This window comes from Massilia sp. P1_C10 (assembly GCF_056406475.1).
The window spans coordinates 721,650-738,532 of the sequence record NZ_JBFUAC010000002.1; the positions used below are offsets into that span (position 1 = coordinate 721,650).

Annotated in this window: 14 protein-coding genes; 6 read left to right on the forward strand and 8 right to left on the reverse strand. The window is 65.8% G+C overall.

Annotated features, from left to right (window positions below; genetic code table 11):
- Positions 1–3: 3 nt before the first annotated feature.
- The 4 genes from AC1D02_RS07590 to AC1D02_RS07605 all read right to left on the reverse strand — a co-directional run bounded on the left by AC1D02_RS07590 (position 4) and on the right by AC1D02_RS07605 (position 2,381).
- Positions 4–276, reverse strand: coding sequence for a hypothetical protein (locus AC1D02_RS07590; protein ID WP_477315321.1), 273 nt, complete (start codon positions 274–276; stop codon positions 4–6).
- A 95-nt stretch (positions 277–371) separates the two neighbouring features.
- Complete coding sequence (locus tag AC1D02_RS07595; RefSeq protein WP_477315323.1) at positions 372–1,136, reverse strand: slipin family protein; 765 nt, start codon at positions 1,134–1,136, stop codon at positions 372–374.
- 124 nt (positions 1,137–1,260) lie between these two features.
- The gene (locus AC1D02_RS07600) at positions 1,261–1,779 is read right to left on the reverse strand and encodes an outer membrane beta-barrel protein (protein WP_477315325.1); all 519 of its coding nucleotides are present in this window, start codon (positions 1,777–1,779) and stop codon (positions 1,261–1,263) included.
- Between the two features lie 203 nt (positions 1,780–1,982).
- Entirely contained in the window at positions 1,983–2,381 is a 399-nt protein-coding gene (locus AC1D02_RS07605) for a hypothetical protein (protein WP_477315327.1), read from the reverse strand.
- A 170-nt stretch (positions 2,382–2,551) separates the two neighbouring features.
- Here AC1D02_RS07605 and tal point away from each other — a divergent pair, with 170 nt between their 5' ends.
- Positions 2,552–3,484: a transaldolase gene (tal, locus tag AC1D02_RS07610; RefSeq protein ID WP_477315329.1), complete on the forward strand. Its 933-nt coding sequence runs from the start codon at positions 2,552–2,554 to the stop codon at positions 3,482–3,484.
- 44 nt (positions 3,485–3,528) lie between these two features.
- Here the strand turns inward: tal and AC1D02_RS07615 are convergent, their stop codons facing one another.
- A complete protein-coding gene (locus AC1D02_RS07615; protein WP_477315331.1) occupies positions 3,529–4,143 on the reverse strand; it encodes a TetR family transcriptional regulator in 615 nt (204 codons plus the stop codon).
- Positions 4,144–4,313: 170 nt separating this feature from the next.
- Between AC1D02_RS07615 and AC1D02_RS07620 the strand changes: the two genes are divergently transcribed.
- From AC1D02_RS07620 to AC1D02_RS07635, 4 genes are all read left to right on the forward strand, one after another.
- Positions 4,314–5,486 (forward strand): efflux RND transporter periplasmic adaptor subunit, encoded by a 1,173-nt coding sequence (locus AC1D02_RS07620; protein WP_477315333.1) that lies wholly within the window; start codon positions 4,314–4,316, stop codon positions 5,484–5,486.
- An 18-nt stretch (positions 5,487–5,504) separates the two neighbouring features.
- The gene (locus AC1D02_RS07625; protein WP_477315335.1) at positions 5,505–8,663 is read left to right on the forward strand and encodes an efflux RND transporter permease subunit; all 3,159 of its coding nucleotides are present in this window, start codon (positions 5,505–5,507) and stop codon (positions 8,661–8,663) included.
- Positions 8,660–10,042: an efflux transporter outer membrane subunit gene (locus tag AC1D02_RS07630; RefSeq protein ID WP_477315337.1), complete on the forward strand. Its 1,383-nt coding sequence runs from the start codon at positions 8,660–8,662 to the stop codon at positions 10,040–10,042. Before AC1D02_RS07625 ends, AC1D02_RS07630 begins: the two co-directional genes overlap by 4 nt.
- Before the next feature lie 186 nt (positions 10,043–10,228).
- On the forward strand, positions 10,229–11,797 hold the full coding sequence (locus AC1D02_RS07635; RefSeq protein ID WP_477315339.1) for a methyl-accepting chemotaxis protein: 1,569 nt from the start codon (positions 10,229–10,231) through the stop codon (positions 11,795–11,797).
- Between the two features lie 47 nt (positions 11,798–11,844).
- Here AC1D02_RS07635 and hemW read toward each other — a convergent pair whose 3' ends face one another.
- Entirely contained in the window at positions 11,845–13,083 is a 1,239-nt protein-coding gene (gene hemW / locus AC1D02_RS07640) for a radical SAM family heme chaperone HemW (protein WP_477315341.1), read from the reverse strand.
- Positions 13,080–13,664, reverse strand: coding sequence for an RdgB/HAM1 family non-canonical purine NTP pyrophosphatase (rdgB, locus tag AC1D02_RS07645; RefSeq protein ID WP_477315343.1), 585 nt, complete (start codon positions 13,662–13,664; stop codon positions 13,080–13,082). The genes hemW and rdgB overlap by 4 nt, the downstream gene beginning before the upstream one ends.
- Before the next feature lie 138 nt (positions 13,665–13,802).
- On the opposite strand from rdgB, the gene AC1D02_RS07650 reads away from it, so the two are divergent.
- Entirely contained in the window at positions 13,803–16,634 is a 2,832-nt protein-coding gene (locus tag AC1D02_RS07650) for a PAS domain-containing protein (protein WP_477315345.1), read from the forward strand.
- A gap of 58 nt (positions 16,635–16,692) precedes the next feature.
- On the opposite strand, the gene AC1D02_RS07655 is transcribed toward AC1D02_RS07650, so the two are convergent.
- The coding region (locus tag AC1D02_RS07655; RefSeq protein WP_477315347.1) for an IS3 family transposase at positions 16,693–16,883 on the reverse strand (191 nt) is incomplete at its 5' end.

The following is a 16,883-nucleotide window of genomic DNA, read 5'->3' on the forward strand; positions in this document are numbered from 1 at the left end:
CCATCAGAACGAAGAACAGTTGAAAAAGCCGCGATGGCCGAAGCAGGTCGTCGTGGTCGGCGAGGTCCGGTAGCGCGCGATCGCGTTCTTGGTGTCCATGGTCAGGATGCACGAGCGCCACTGATCGGAGCCGTTCGCATAGCCCAGCCGCTCGCACGCCGGCCCATACACGACAATCATCTCGTCCACTTCGCGCTGCTGTTGCGCGGCGCGTTCCGCCGGTGTGGCGCAGCCGCCCAGCAGCAGCGCCAGCGTCAATGCCATAGTCGTACGCATGATCATTCCCTCTCTCGGTTTCCCTCGCGCGGCCAGCGGCGCCAGGGCGAACAGTCGATGTTCACCCGTATATTCCAGTTCGATCGCGCAAGGTTCTATGGGGAAGCGCTTTTCCCCGATTGCAGGAAGTGCTGTACCAGGTCCATCGGCAGCGGGAAGATGACCGTGGTGTTCTTGTCGGCGCCGATCACGGTCAGCGTTTCCAGGTAGCGCAGCTGGATCGCCTGCGGTTCCTTGGCCAGGATCTCCGCGGCCTCGAACAGCTTTTCGGCGGCCTGCAGTTCGCCCTCGGCGTGGATCACCTTGGCGCGACGCTCACGCTCGGCCTCGGCCTGGCGCGCGATCGCCCGGATCATCGATTCGGTCAGGTCGATCTGCTTGATTTCGACGTTGGACACCTTGATGCCCCACGAGTTGGTCTGCGCGTCGAGCGCCTGCTGGACATCGGCGTTGAGGCGCTCGCGCTCGGCCAGCATGTCGTCGAGCTGGTGCTTGCCCAGCACCGAGCGCAAGGTGGTCTGCGCCAGCTGGCTGGTGGCGTTGAGGTAGTCCTCGACCTCGATCACCGAGCGCGCCGCGTCGATGATGCGAAAGTAGATCACCGCGCTGACCTTGACCGACACGTTGTCGCGCGAGATCACGTCCTGCGTCGGCACTTCGAGCACCACGGTGCGCAGGTCGACCCGCACCACCTTCTGGATCGCCGGGATGATCAGCACCAGTCCCGGGCCCATCACGCGCTGGAAACGGCCCAGGAAGAAGACGACGCCGCGCTCGTACTCGCGGAAGATCCAGATCGTCGAAAACAGCAGCAACCCGATGATGAACAGAAAGAATGCGCCACCAAATTGAAGCACCATGATCGCTCTCCTCGCAAGGTTCGACGCCCATGTCGCAAGCATACGCCGGCGCGCGCGCGAAAGATATCGCGCGCAGACGCAAAAAAGCCCGCCGAAGCGGGCTTTCCGTTGCAACCGGCTGTCCTTAGAACTTCAGGGACAGGCTGGCGCCGATGTTGCTCGAATCGCTGCTTGGACGCTGGGCTTCCAGGCGTGCAGTGATGTTCGGGGTGAAGGTGTAGCCAACGCCCACGCCGTACAGAACGCCCGAGGTCGAATCGGTGGCGCTGCCGTAGCCGGAGACGCTGCCCTTGGCGTCGAGGCGGTTGTAGCCCAAACGGCCGTAGACGTTGAAGCCGCTCTGCAGCGGCACCGAGCCGATGAACGACAGCGCGGTCTGGTCGACGGTCACGCCGACCTTGGTGGCGCCGGCCATGACGTCGAAGTCGCCCAGACGCTTGTAGCCTGCCTCGATGGCGAAATTAGGGTGGAACTGATAGCCCACGAAGCCGCCGAAGCTGCTCTGGCGATCCGAGATACCGTCGAACTTGGTGCTGCCGATGTCGACGCCAGCGTAGACGGCCGGACGCTCCATTTGCTGCTGCGCGAACGACGACGAAGCGACGACGGCGAGAGCCGCTGCGATTGCGATTTTCTTGAACATGGTGGGACCTTTTTAGTAATCATTAAGGGGGCGCCGAGCGGTAAGTTCTCGACGGCCCCGCCATTATTACAATCCCATTACTGCCAAGCAAACAAATTTAGGTAACGAATAGTAACCGAACAATAAAACGTGGCGAATCGGCGATATATGCATACGGACTATGCGTATCGCATTGATTCGTATCTGTATTGTTCGGCTGAGCGTTACATGCTCGCGGCCTTGGCCGCCTTGGCCGCTTCGGTGCTGCCGCCCGGCGCCGTATGGTCATTCGCCTCGCCCGTCACCGGCGGCTTCACCTTGGCCTTCCTTACCTTCTTCTTCATCGACTTCGCCTTCGGCGCCGGGCGCGGTTCAGCGTTCGCCGAGGTGTGATCGTTCGCTTCGCCCACGATCGGCGGCACCACGCCAGGATTGATGTCGCCGGTGGCGTTGGCGATGCGGCCGGCCGGCTGCTTTACCGCGTTCGGCGACGTATGGTCGTTCGCTTCGCCAACCTTCGGCGGCCGCACCGTGGCGGTCTGCGCCTGGGCGCCGAACGCGGCCAGCATGGCGGTGGTGGCGGCGACGCCGAGCATTGCCTTGATGAGGGTTTTCTTGATCATGTGCTGCTCCTATAGAAAGGTTTCCGGTGAAATTGGCCTGGACACAGTGTAACGATGACAACACCAGGCGGCGCGCGATTGCAAACGGGCAACGGCGACGAATCCCGTTGGGCGGCGATGATTTCCGCTTGGTACAATACGGACCCGACTTCTTTCCACTTGCGTACGCCATGAATCAACTCGAACAGCTCAAGCAATTCACCACCGTGGTCGCCGACACCGGCGATTTCCAGTCGATCAAGGCGTACACGCCGCGCGATGCCACCACCAATCCGTCGCTGATCCTGAAGGCGGTGCAAAAGCCGGAGTACCGCCCGCTGCTCGAGCAGGCCGTGCGCGACTTCCCGACCCTGTCGACCGGCGACGTCATCGACCGCCTGCTGATCGCGTTCGGCGTCGAGATCCTGAAGATCATCCCGGGCCGCGTCTCGACCGAGATCGATGCGCGCCTGTCGTTCGACACCGAGGCCAACGTGGCCAAGGGCCGCGAGCTGATCGCGCTGTACGAAGCGACCGGCATCGGGCGCGACCGCGTGCTGATCAAGATCGCCTCGACCTGGGAAGGCATCCGCGCCGCCGAGATCCTCGAGCGCGAAGGCATCAAATGCAACATGACCTTGCTGTTCGCGCTGCCGCAGGCGATCGCCTGCGCCGAAGCGGGCGCGCAGCTGATTTCGCCGTTCGTCGGCCGCATCTACGACTGGTACAAGAAATCGACCGGCATGGACTACACCGGCGCCGACGATCCGGGCGTGCAGTCGGTCAAGCGCATCTACAACTACTACCGCAAGTTCGGCTACAAGACCGAAGTGATGGGCGCGAGCTTCCGCAACACCTCGCAGATCCTGGAACTGGCCGGCTGCGACCTGCTGACGATTTCGCCGGACCTGCTGCAGCAGATGGCCGACACCGAAGCGCCGGTGGCGCGCAAGCTGGGGGCGGAAGCGGCCGGCGCCAGCGTCGAGAAAGTGTCGATCGATGAGAAGACCTTCCGCTTCATGATGAACGAAGACGCGATGGCGACCGAGAAGCTGGCCGAAGGCATCCGCGCGTTCTGCGCCGATTCGGGCAAGCTGAAGCAGATGATCGCCGCGCTGCGCTGATCGAGGTGGGGGTCAGGTCCGCAGGACCAGGCCCCCGCAGGCGCTTATGCCCGCAAACAGGCCAGGTGCGTCTCGACGATCTGCGTTCCCAGCTTCATCAGGTCGAACGCCTGCTGGTCGAGCAGCCAGGTGCGCAGCAAGCCATCCATGATCGCCCACAGCCCCAGCGCCACCGCCTGCGCATCGACGTCGGGCTTGACCTGCCCGCTGGCGATGCCGTCGCGGATCCGCGCTTCGGTGCGCGCCATCCACAACTCCTGGTTCTGCTTGCGCCGCTCGCGCACCGCATTCAATTCGTCGACGAACTCCATCTTCAGGGTGGCGATCTCGAACACCCGCCGCGCCTGCGGATCTTCCACCGTCACCCGGAACACGCACAGCATGTGCTCGCGCAGCGACTCGAGCGGATCGGCCGCGTTGGCCTCGTCGAGCAGCTGGCGCGCCGCCTCCAGCGGCATCTTGACCCGCTCCATCATCGCGTTGAACATCGCGCCCTTGTCGAGGAAGTGCCAGTAAATCGCGCCGCGCGTGACACCGGCAGCCGTTGCGATATGCTGTAGGGTCGTCCCCGACACGCCTTGTTTGACAAAAAGTTGCTCCGCCGCATCGAGGATGCTGTCGCGGGTTGCCAGCGCGTCTTCCTTGGTCCTGCGTACCATGCCATCCCTTCAATTATGGGCTTCAAAACATTTAAACATACAGTCGTGATAGTATATCTGGAAATTCGATAAAAGCCAGCGGTAAACACAGCCCCTCGGGCCGTCACAAAACCGCATTTCCAAAGGATGCACACGCAATGCGCACTTCCCCTTCCTCCTCCACGTTGTCCATGACACGGATCGCCGCCGCCATCCTGTTCGCCCTCGCCGCGATGTCCGCCTGCGGCTCGAAGGATGCCGCCCAGGCCGGCGCGCCGGGCGGCAACCGCCCGCCGCCCGAAGTCGGCGTGATCGTCACCAAATTCGAACCTGTCGCGCTGCAGACCGAACTGCCGGCGCGCGTCGAGCCGGTGCGGGTGGCGCAGGTGCGCGCCCGCGTCAACGGCGTGGTGCTCAAGCGCCTGTTCCAGGAAGGCAGCGAAGTCAAAGCCGGCCAGGCGCTGTACCAGATCGACCCGGCGCCCTACCAGGCCGCGCTGGCCAGCGCCCGCGCCAACCTCGGCAAGTCGCAGGCCAACCTGAACCAGGCCGCGGCCCAGGCCGAGCGCTACAAGCCGCTGGTCGAAGCGAACGCCGTCAGCAAGCAGGAATACGTCAACGTGGTGGCCGCGCAGAAGACGGCCGAAGCGGACGTCGCCGCGCAGCGCGCCGCCGTGCAGATCGCCCAGATCAACACGGGCTATGCCACTGTCACCGCGCCGATCGCCGGCCGCATCGGCCGCGCGCTGGTCACCGAAGGCGCGCTGGTGTCGGCCGCCGAAGCGACCCAGCTCGCGCTGATCCAGCAGACCAGCACTGTCTACCTGAACATCACCCAGTCGGCCGCCGACCTGCAGCGCCTGCGCCGCAACGCCGGCGCCAAGGCCGTTGCCGCCGGCGGCGTCCCCGTCACCGTGCTGCTCGACGACGGCTCGGAACTGCCGCGCAAAGGCAAGCTGCTGTTTTCCGACGTGACCGTCGACCCGACCTCGGGCCAGGTCGCGCTGCGCGCCGAAGTGCCGAACCCGGACAACGCGCTGCTGCCCGGCCAGTACGTGCGCGTGCGCCTGTCGCAGCAGCAGCTGCCGGCCGCCATCGTCGTGCCGCAGCAGGCCGTCACGCGCGGCACCCAGGGCGACACCGTCATCGTTGTCGGCGCCGACGGCAAGCCGGCGCCGCGTCCGGTCAAGATCGGCTCGCAGCAAGGCGCCAGCTGGATCGTGCTCGATGGCTTGAAACCTGGCGAGCAGGTGGTGGTCGACGGCTTCCAGAAGATGATGGTGCCGGGCGCCCCGGTCAAGCCGGTGCCGTGGACTGCAACCGCCGCCGCCCCGGCCGCCGCAGCGCCAGCCGCCAGCAAATAACAGACACAGGATTCCTTCATGGCTCGCTTCTTTATTGACCGCCCCATTTTCGCGTGGGTGATCGCATTGTTCATCATGGTGGTGGGCGGAGTGGCAATCAAACAATTGCCGGTCGCCCAATACCCTACCGTCGCGCCACCGTCCATCGTGGTCACCGCCGCTTACCCGGGCGCCTCCGCCCAGACCCTCGAGGACAGCGTCATCAGCGTGATCGAACGCGAAATGAACGGCTCGCCGGGACTGATCTACATGGAGTCGATCAGCCAGGCCAACGGCACCGGCACCTTGACGCTCTCGTTCGAGACCGGCACCGATCCGGCGCTGGCCCAGGTCGACGTCCAGAACCGTCTCGGACGCGCCACCCCACGCCTGCCGCAGGCGGTGGTGCAGCAAGGCGTGCGGGTCGACCAGGCCCGTTCGAACTTCCTGATGTTTACCATCTTGTCGTCGGACGATCCGAAATGGGACCCGATCGCGCTCGGCGACTACGCCTCGCGCACCGTGCTGCCTGAAATCCAGCGCATCAAGGGCGTCGGCCAGGCCCAGTTGTTCGGCACCGAAAAGGCGATGCGCATCTGGATCGACCCGGCCAAGCTGCAGGGCTTCAACCTGTCGCCGACCGACGTCAACAACGCCATCCGCACGCAGAACGCGCAAGTGGCGTCCGGCACCATCGGCGACCTGCCGCTCGAAGCCGGCCAGACCATCACGGCGACCGTCGTCGTCACCGGCCAGCTCAGCAACGTCGAGCAGTTCGGCAACATCATCCTGCGCGCCAATACCGACGGCTCGGCCGTGCGCCTGCGCGACGTCGCCCGCATCGAAATCGGCGGCCAGAGCTACGCCACCTCGGCGCGCCTGAACGGCAAGCCGTCGACCGGCATCGGCATCCAGCTGTCCTCGTCCGGCAACGCGCTGGAAACGGCCACGCTGGTCAAGAAGCGCATGCAGGAATTGTCGAAGTACTTCCCGCCCGGGATGAAATACGCAATCCCGTTCGACAGCTCGAAGTTCGTCGACATCTCGATCAAGCAGGTCGTCGAGACGCTGGTCGAAGCGGTGATCCTGGTGTTCCTGGTGATGTACCTGTTCCTGCAGAACTTCCGCTACACGATCATCCCGACCATCGTCGTGCCGGTCGCCCTGCTCGGCGCCCTCGGCGCGCTGCTGGCGTTCGGCTTCTCGATCAACGTGCTGACCATGTTCGGCATGGTGCTGGTGATCGGCATCGTCGTCGACGATGCCATCGTGGTGGTCGAAAACGTCGAACGCATCATGAGCGAGGAAGGCTTGCCCCCGCTCGAAGCGACGCGCAAGGCGATGGGCCAGATCTCCGGCGCCATCATCGGCGTGACCGTGGTGCTGATGTCGGTGTTCGTGCCGCTGGCGTTCTTCGCCGGCGCGGTCGGCAACATCTACCGCCAGTTTTCGGCGGTGATGGTGTCGTCGATTTTCTTCTCCGCGTTCATGGCGCTGTCGCTGACGCCTGCGCTGTGCGCCCACCTGCTCAAGCCCGTCGAAGCGGGCCACGGCCATGCCAAGACCGGCTTCTTCGGCTGGTTCAACCGCGGCTTCTCGCGCACCGCCAAGAATTACGAAGGCATCGTCGCCAAGACGCTGGGCCGCACCGGCCGGGCGCTGGCGGTGTTCGCCGTCGTGATCGGCGTCGTCGCGCTGATGTTCATGCGCATGCCGTCGTCGTTCCTGCCGAACGAAGACCAGGGCTACATCATCGCCAACATCCAGCTGCCGGCCGGCGCCACCACGCAGCGCACCAGCAAGGTCCTGGCCGATGCCGAGGCCTTCATCATGAAGCAGCCGGAAGTGGCCGACATGGTCGGCGTGGTCGGCTTCAACTTCTCCGGCCAGGGCCAGAACGTGGCGCTGGCGTTCATCCCGCTGAAGGACTGGCACGAGCGCAAGGGCCCGGGCCAGGGCGCCCAGGACGTCGCCAACCGCATCACCGGCGCCATGTCGAAGCAGCGCGATTCGTTCGTGTTCGCGCTGTCGCCGCCGCCGATTCCGGAACTGGGGCGCGGCACCGGCTTCTCGTTCCGCCTGCAGGACCGCGCCGGCAATGGCCGCGAAGCGCTGGTGGCCGCCCGCAACCAGCTGATGGGCATGGCCGCGCAGAGCAAGATCCTGACCGGCGTGCGTCCGGAAGGCCTGGAAGACGCGCCGCAGGTGCAGCTCGACATCGACCGCGACAAGGCCAATGCGCTCGGCGTGTCGTTCGACTCGGTCAACGCGGCGCTGTCTACCTCGCTCGGCTCGGCCTACATCAACGACTTCCCGAATGCCGGCCGGCTGCAGCGCGTGGTCGTCCAGGCCGACGCGCCGACGCGCATGCAGCCCGATGACCTGCTGAAGCTGAACGCCGCCAACGCCCAGGGCCGGCCGGTGCCGCTGTCGGCATTTGCCACCACGCGCTGGGTCACCGGCCCGATGCAGACGGTGCGCTACAACGGCTACTCGACCATGCGCCTGTCGGGCGATGCGGCGCCGGGCCACAGTACCGGCCAGGCGCTCGACGAGATGGAACGCCTGGCGGCCCAGCTGCCCGCCGGCTTCGCATTCGAGTGGACCGGCCAGTCGCGCGAGGAAAAGCTGTCCGGTTCGACCGTGTTCGTGCTGCTCGGCTTCGCCATGCTGGCGGTGTTCCTGGCGCTGGCCGCGCTGTACGAAAGCTGGTCGATCCCGGTCGCGGTGCTGCTGGTGGTGCCGCTCGGCGTGCTCGGCGCGCTGCTGGCGGCGACCGCGCGCGGCTTCCCGAACGACGTCTACTTCAAGCTTGGCCTGATCACCATCATCGGCCTGGGCGCCAAGAACGCGGTGCTGATCATCGAGTTCGCCAAGGACCTGCAGGCCCAGGGCGTGCCGCTCAAGGAAGCCGTGCTGCGCGCCTGCCACCTGCGCTTCCGCCCGATCCTGATGACGTCGATGGCCTTCATCCTGGGCGTGCTGCCGCTGGCGATCGCCAACGGCGCGGGCTCCGCCGGCCAGCGCGCCATCGGCACCGGCGTGATGGGCGGGATGGTCACCGCGACCGCGCTCGGCGTGTTTTTTGTGCCGGTGTTCTTCGTCGTGGTGAGGTCCATATTCAAAGGCAGCGAGCGCCAGCGCAAGAAGTACGCGCATGAAGAAGAAGCATCTGTCGCATTTGAGGAAAAAATATGATGAAACGATTCACCCTGGGCGCGCTGCCGCTCGCCCTCGCGCTGACCGGCTGCATGTCGCTGGCGCCGAAATACGAGCGCCCGGCGGCGCCGGTGGCCGCCAGCTTCCCCGAAGCCAGTCCGGCGGCCACGCAAGCGGCCTCGCAAATCTCCTGGCAGCGCTTCTTCGCCGACGCGCGCCTGAAGCAGCTGATCGAACTGGCGCTGGCCAACAACCGCGACCTGCGCGTGGCGATCCTCAACATCGAGCAGGCGCGCGCGCAGTACCAAATCCGCCGCGCCGACAGCCTGCCCACCGTGAACGCGGCGATTTCCGGCAGCCGCCTGCCCGGCTCGAACGACAGCATCACCAGCACTTACCAGGCCGGCTTCGGCGTCAGCGCCTTCGAGCTGGACCTGTTCGGCCGGGTGAAGAACCTCTCCGACGCGGCGCTGGCGCAATTCCTCGCCACCGGCGAAGCGCGCAAGGCGGCGCACATCAGCCTGGTCGCGTCGGTGGCCAACGCCTACCTGGCGCTGCTGGCCGACGACGAACTGCTGGCGCTGACCCGCCAGACCTTGGCCGGGCGCGAGGAGTCGCTCAAGCTGATCCAGCTGAAGTTCGACAACGGCGTGGTGTCGAAGCTCGACCTGCAGCAAGGCGTGTCGCTGGTCGACACCGCGCGCGTGGTCCTGGCGCAGCAGATGCGCCAGCGCGCGCAGGACGCTAATCTGCTGACGCTGCTGGTGGGCCAGCCGCTGCCGGAGAACCTGGCGCCGGCGCGCACGCTGGCCCAGACCGAGCTGTCCGAACTGCCGGCCGGCTTGCCGTCCGACCTGCTGGCGGTGCGCCCCGACATCCGCGCGGCCGAGCAGCAGCTGATCGGCGCCAACGCCAACATCGGCGCGGCGCGCGCCAACTTCTTCCCGCGCATCGCGCTGACCGGCAGCGCCGGCACCGCCAGCTCGCATCTGTCAGGCCTGTTCAAGAGCGGCTCGTTCGGCTGGACCTTCGCGCCGCAGGCGGTGCTGCCGATCTTCGACTACGGCCGCAACAGCGCCACGCTGGGCAGCGCCAAGGCAGGCCGCGACATCGCCGTGGCGCAGTACGAGAAGAGCATCCAGCTGGCGTTCCGCGAAGTGTCGGACGCGCTGGCCGGCCAGGCCACGTACGCCGAGCAGCTGCGCGCCCAGCGTTCGGTGGCGGCGGCGGAAGCGGACCGCTTCAACCTGTCCGACCTGCGCTACAAGGCAGGCGCGGCGTCGTACCTCGACCTGCTCGATGCCCAGCGCTCGCTGTTCGCGGCGCAGCAGGCGGCGGTGCAGGCCAACCTGCTGCGCCTGCAGAACCAGGTCACGCTGTACCGCGTGCTGGGCGGCGGCTGGAGCGAGGTTCGCTGACCAGCCCCGAAGCGGGCCGGCCGCGCCGGCCCGCTTCCTCGCGGCCTTGTCGGCTCGGCTAGGTCAGACGACACGTTTGTTTCCGCTCAACAACACTACGGCTTCTGCGTATAGCCCGCGACGCCGCATGAGCGCATAATAATTGCCTAGAAGTATCATTTTTATATCCACCGACGGGCAATCATCATGTTTTCGAATTTACGTATCGGCACGCGGCTGGCAGTCGGCTTCGCCATTGTTTTGCTGCTGTCGATCGCATCGACCACTTACTCGCTCATCACGGCGCGCGCCGCCGCCGAGTCAACCAAGCGCATGACCGAGCTTCCGCTGGTCAAGGAGCGCCTGGTCACCGACTGGTACCTGTACACCTACTCGGCCATCTCGCGCACAGCGATGATCGCGCGCAGCAGCGACGACACCCTGTCGACCACCTTCGCCAAGCCGATCGCCGACAGCGTGACCAGGACCTCGGAACTGATCAAGCAGGTCGAAGCGGTGCTGACCAGCGATGAAGAAAAAGCCATGCTCAAGGCGATCGTCGCCGACCGCGCCAAATACCAGGCCGCGAAGGTCGAAGTGATGAATGCAAAGAAGGCCGGCGACGCCGAGGGCAGCGTGCGCATTTTCAATGACACCTTCATGCCGGCCGCCGAGTCGTATTCGTCCCGGGTCAAAGCGCTCCAGGCGTTCCAGCGCAAGGCGATCGACGACACCGCGCTTGCTCTCGAAGCGGCCAGCGCGCGCGCGTTCAAGCTGTTGCTGCTGCTCGGCGTGCTGGTGGTCGCCATCGGCGCCGTGTTCGCCTACCTGATTTCGCGCAGTATCACGCGTCCGCTGAAAGAAGCGATCGACGTCGCCGAAACCGTCGCCAACGGCGACCTGACCACGGCCTTCCGCGCCGCTTCGCACTGCGAGATCGGCGACCTGATGCGCGCGCTGAAGTCGATGAACGATTCGCTTTTCAAGATCGTCTCCGAGGTGCAGACCGGTACCCACTCGATCGCCACCGCCTCCAATGAGATCGCCGCCGGCAACCTCGACCTGTCGGCGCGCACCGAGCAGCAGGCCAGCTCGCTCGAGGAGACCGCGGCGTCGATGGAAGAACTCACGTCGACCGTGCGCCAGAACGCGGACAACGCCTACCAGGCAAACCAGCTCGCGTTGGCCGCGTCGACCGTCGCGGCCAAGGGCGGCGACATCGTCGGCAAGGTGGTCGACACGATGGGATCGATCGATTCGTCGTCGCGCAAGATCGTCGACATCATCGGCGTCATCGACGGCATCGCCTTCCAGACCAACATCCTGGCGCTCAACGCAGCGGTGGAAGCGGCGCGCGCCGGCGAACAGGGCCGCGGCTTCGCGGTGGTGGCGTCGGAAGTGCGCTCGCTGGCGCAGCGTTCGGCCAGCGCCGCGAAAGAGATCAAGGACCTGATCGGCGACTCGGTCGGCCAGGTCAATATCGGCACAAAGCTGGTGCAGGAAGCCGGCACGACAATGAAGGAAGTGGTCGACAGCGTCGCCCGCGTCAACGACATCATGTCGGAGATCACCTCGGCCAGCCAGGAGCAGCGCATCGGTATCGACCAGGTGAACGAGGCGATCGCGCAGATGGACCAGGTGACGCAGCAGAACGCGGCGCTGGTGGAAGAAGCGGCGGCCGCGGCGGCCAGCATGCAGGAACAGGCGGAGACGCTGGCCAGCGTGGCGGGCGGATTCAGGCTGGCGGCAAAACAACCGCGCTTGATGCTGGCCTGAGGCAGCTGCCGCATCGAGGTCAGGTCCGGCGGACCTGACCCCATCTTTCAGGCGCCGAGGAACATCTGCTGCAGGTCGTTCAGGAAGCGCTGTCCCAGCGCGGTCGGCCGGATGATCTTGTGGTCGCGGTAGACCAGCCCCTTGGCCTCGGCCGCATTCAACGGCGCCTCGATCGCATTGATTCCCATGCCGGTGCGCTCGCCGAACAGGTTCGGCGAGAACCCCTCCGTCAGCCGCATCGTATTGAGCATGAACTCGAAGCCCATGTCCGCGCGCGAGATCTCGTGCTCTTCCTGCACCGGATTGCCGGCCTGCGCCGCCTTGATGTACGACTCCGGCTGCTTGAAACGGGCCTGGCGCAGGATGCGGTGCGGGAACGAGAGCTTCGAGTGGGCGCCCGCCCCGATCCCCAGGTAATCGCCGAACTCCCAGTAATTCATGTTGTGGCGTCCGCGGCGCCCCGGCTGCGCATACGCCGACACTTCGTAATGCTCGAAGCTGGCCTTCGCGGTCACTTCCGCGATCATGTCCTGCATGTCGGCGCTGGCGTCGTCGTCGGGCAGCACCGGCGGGAACTTGGCGAACACCGTGTTCGGCTCCATCGTCAGGTGGTACAGCGACAGGTGCGGCGGCGAATACGATAGCGCCGTGGCCAAGTCCTGCTCGGCCTGCGCCAGCGTCTGCGCCGGCAGCGCGTACATCAGGTCGAGGTTGAAGTTGTCGAAGTTGGCCTGGGCGATTTCCACCGCGCGGCGCGCCTCGCCGTCGTCGTGGATGCGGCCCAGCGCCTTGAGGTGATCGGCATTGAAGCTCTGGATGCCGATCGACAGGCGGTTCACGCCGCTGTCGCGGTACGACTTGAACTTCTTCGCTTCGAAGGTGCCCGGATTGGCTTCCATCGTGATTTCGGCGTCGATGTCGAGCGGCAGCAGGGTGCGCACCATCGACAGCAGCTGGTCCAGACCTTTGGCCGACATCAGGCTCGGCGTGCCGCCGCCGATGAACACCGTGTAGACCTTGCGGCCCCAGATCAGCGGCAGCGACTGTTCCAGGTCGAGGCGCACCGCGTCCAGGTATTCCTGCTCCGGGAACGCGCCGCGCGCCTCGTGCGAATTGAAATCGCAGTACGGGCATTTGCGCACGCACCACGGGAAATGGACATACAGCGACAGCGGCGGCAGCGCCGCCAGGTTCAGCGCGCCCGGCTGCAGGTACTGCAAGGCGCTCGATGCGGGCGAGCGCGGCTGGGTCTTTGGCGCGGCGCCGGCGACTTTGATCGGAATCATTTCAGCTTCCCGACCAGCGCGCGCAGGGCCTGGCCGCGGTGCGACCGGGCGTTTTTTTCGGCCGGATCCAGCTCCGCGACGGACTTGCCCAGCGCCGGCAGCCAGAAATGCGGATCGTAGCCGAAGCCGTTGTCGCCGCGCGCGACCGGGCTGATCTCGCCGGCCCATACGCCGTCGGCGATCACCGGCTGCGGATCGTCCGGGTGGCGCACGTACACCAGCACGCAGTAATAATAGGCCGACTTGTCGACATGCGTTTCCAGGTCGCCGATGACCTTCTGGTTATTGCGCGCGTCCGACTTCGGCTCGCCGGCGTAGCGTGCCGACCATACGCCCGGCGCCCCGCCCAGCGCGTTGACGCATACGCCGGAATCGTCGGCCAGCGCCGGCAGGCCGGTCAGGCGCGAAGCATGGCGCGCCTTGGCCAGCGCGTTTTCGACGAAGGTGCCGAACGGTTCTTCCGCTTCGGGCACATCGAATTCTCCCTGAGGATGCAGCTCGAAGCCGAGCGGCGCCAGGATGGCGGAAAATTCCTTCAGTTTGCCGGCGTTGTTGGAGGCGAGGACGAGACGTTGGGTCATGATGGGAGGGACAATGCGGGGAAGGCGCCATTTTACCTTGTCGGGGCAATCGTGCGGTACTTGACTCCACTGCAACAGTCAGGTCCAATCTCGGTGCGGCGGCAGCTACTTTGGGTAACGCCCATAATCTATCGAACCATGACCGACTTCGCCGCACCGCATCCCTCACCCGTGAACTACCGGGCCCTGTTCGAGGCCACCCCCGCGCCTTATCTTGTGCTCGCGCCCGATTTCACGATCGTCGCGGTCAACGACGCCTATCTGAGAGCGACCGTGAAGGGTCGCGCGGAGATCGTCGGCCGCCCGCTGTTCGAAGTGTTCCCCGACAATCCGGGCGATCCCCATGCGGACGGGGTGCCGAAGCTGCGCGCCTCGCTGCTGCGCGTGCTGGCGAGCCGCGCCCCGGACACGATGGCGGTGCAAAAGTACGACATCCCCCTGCCCGACGGCAGCTTCCAGGAGCGCTTCTGGAATCCCGTGAACACCCCGGTGCTCGACGCGAACGGCGAGGTGGCGCAGATCATCCACCGGGTCGAAGACGTGACTGCGTTCGTCACATCGCAGGCACACGCGGTGCTGGCCAAACAGGACATTCCGGCGCACGGCGACGCCGGCGACCTGCGCACCCAGTTCGCCAACCTGTTCCAGCAGTCGTCGACCTTCATGGCGATGCTGACCGGCCCGGATCACCGCGTCGAAGTGGTCAACTCCGGCTACCACGGGCTGATCGGCCACCGCGACGTCGTGGGCAAGGCGATCTCCGAGGTGCCCGGGATAGCCGCGCACGACTTCCAGCGCCTGCTCGACGAGGTTTACCGCGGCGGCAGGCCGTTTGCGGCGAATGGCGTGCGCTGCCCGGTACAGCCGATTCCCGGCGGTCCGGTCGAGGAGCGTTACATCGACTTCGTGTTGCAGCCGATCCGGGATGACGACGGCGGCGTGCGCGGCGTCCTGCTGCAGGGCGTGGACGTGTCCGACCGGGTGCACGCGGACGCGCGCCGCGACGCGCTGGTGGCGCTGACGGATGCCTTGCGCGACCTGAAGACGCCCGACGACATCAGCTTCACCGCGGCCCGGATCCTGGGCGAGGCGCTGGCTGCGGACCGGGTCGGCTACGGCACCACCGACCCGGCAGCGGAAACGCTGCGCGTCGAACGCGACTGGTGCGCGCCCGGAGTTCAAACGCTGGCCGGCACCTGGAGCCTGAGCGGCTACGGCGCCTTCATCAAGGACCTGAAACGCGGAAAATTCATCGCCGTCGACGATGCCGGCTCCGATCCGCGCACCGCGACAGTCGCCGCGAGCTATGCCGCGCACAGCGCCAACGCCTTCGTCAATGTGCCGGTGCTCGAGCAAGGCGAGCTGGTGGCCATCCTGTATGTCAACAATGCGCTGCCGCGCGCATGGACCAGCGGCGAACTCGGCCTGATCAGGGAAGTGGCCGAGCGCGCGCGCACCGCCAGCGAACGGCTGCGCAGCGTGTGGGCGCTGCGCGACAGCGAGGCGAAATTTCGCACCATCGCCGACGCCATGCCGCAGATGGTGTGGTCGACCCTGCCCGACGGCTTTCACGACTACTACAACCAGCAGTGGTACGCGTTCACCGGCGTGCCCGAAGGCTCGACCGACGGCGAGGCCTGGACCGGCATGTTCCATCCCGAAGACCAGGCGCGCGCGTGGGACGCCTGGCAGAACTGCCTGGCCAGCGGCAAAACCTACGAGATCCAGTACCGCCTGCGCCACCACTCCGGCGAATACCGCTGGGTGCTGGGACGCGCGCTGCCGGTGCGCGACGAGGCCGGCCGCATCATCCGCTGGATGGGCACCTGCACCGATATCCACGCGCAAAAGCTGGCCGAGGACGAGCTGCGCGTGGCGGCCCGGCGCAAGGACGAATTCCTGGCGATGCTGGCGCACGAGTTGCGCAATCCGCTGGCGCCGATCAGCAGCGCGGCGCAGTTGCTGAAAATCCAGGCGATCGACCAGCAGCGCGTGCACCACGCCAGCGACATCATCAGCCGCCAGGTGCGCCACCTCACCCACCTGGTCGACGACCTGCTCGACGTGTCGCGCGTCACCCGCGGCCTGGTGCAGCTGGAGAAATCGGACCTGGACCTGAAGCAGGCGATCGCCAGCGCGGTCGAACAGGCGCGTCCGCTGATCGAAGCGCGGCGCCATCACCTGACCCTGCGCATCGCCTCCGAGCCGGCCCACGTGGACGGCGACAAGACGCGCCTGGTGCAAGTCATCGCGAACCTGCTCAACAACGCCGCCAAGTACACGCCGCAGGGCGGCGAGATCACGCTGTCGCTCGACATCGACGACGGCGAGGCGCTGGTCGCGGTGCGCGACAACGGCAGCGGCATCGCGCCCTCGCTGCTGCCGCACATCTTCGATCTGTTCATCCAGGCCGAACGCACGCCAGACCGCGCCCAGGGCGGGCTGGGACTGGGACTGGCGCTGGTCAAGAGCATCGCCGCGCTGCACAACGGCAGCGTGCTGGCCGACAGCGAGGGGCTGGGCATGGGCAGCACCTTTACGCTGCTGCTGCCGCTGAAAGACGGGGCGGCACCCGTGACCGACACGCCCGTCGCAACCGCCACGCGTGCAGCATCGAGGCAGGTGATGATCGTCGACGACAACCTCGATGCGGCCGAATCCCTCGCCGCGCTGCTTGGCTCGGAGGGCCACCAGGTGGTCGTGGCCGAAGATGGCGCAAGCGCATTGCGCGTGGCCGCAAATGCTGCGATCGAGGTATTCATCCTGGATATCGGCCTGCCCGACATGGACGGCTACGAGCTGGCACGGCGCCTGCGCGCGCGCCCCGACGGCGCGTCCGCGCTGATGGTGGCGCTGACCGGCTATGGCCAGGCGCACGACCGCATCCTGTCGAAGGCGGCCGGGTTCGACTATCACTTCGTCAAGCCGGTGGAGATTGAACAGTTGGCTGCGCTGCTAGCGGCGCAATGAAAATGGGGTCAGGTCCGCAGGACTGAAGTGCCACCCAAATGTTGGACAGCGAGGATAACTAGCTGATCGCGTACCGAATCCTGTACTTCACAGGACTCAGGCCCTTCAGCCTCGATTTAATGCGCTTGCAATTATAGTATTCGATGTAGCTTGTGATCGCGAGCTGTAACTGGTCGACGCTGCTGAATTTCGTTCGATGAAACATCTCGCTTTTGAGGATGCCAAAGAAGTTCTCCATCACTGCATTGT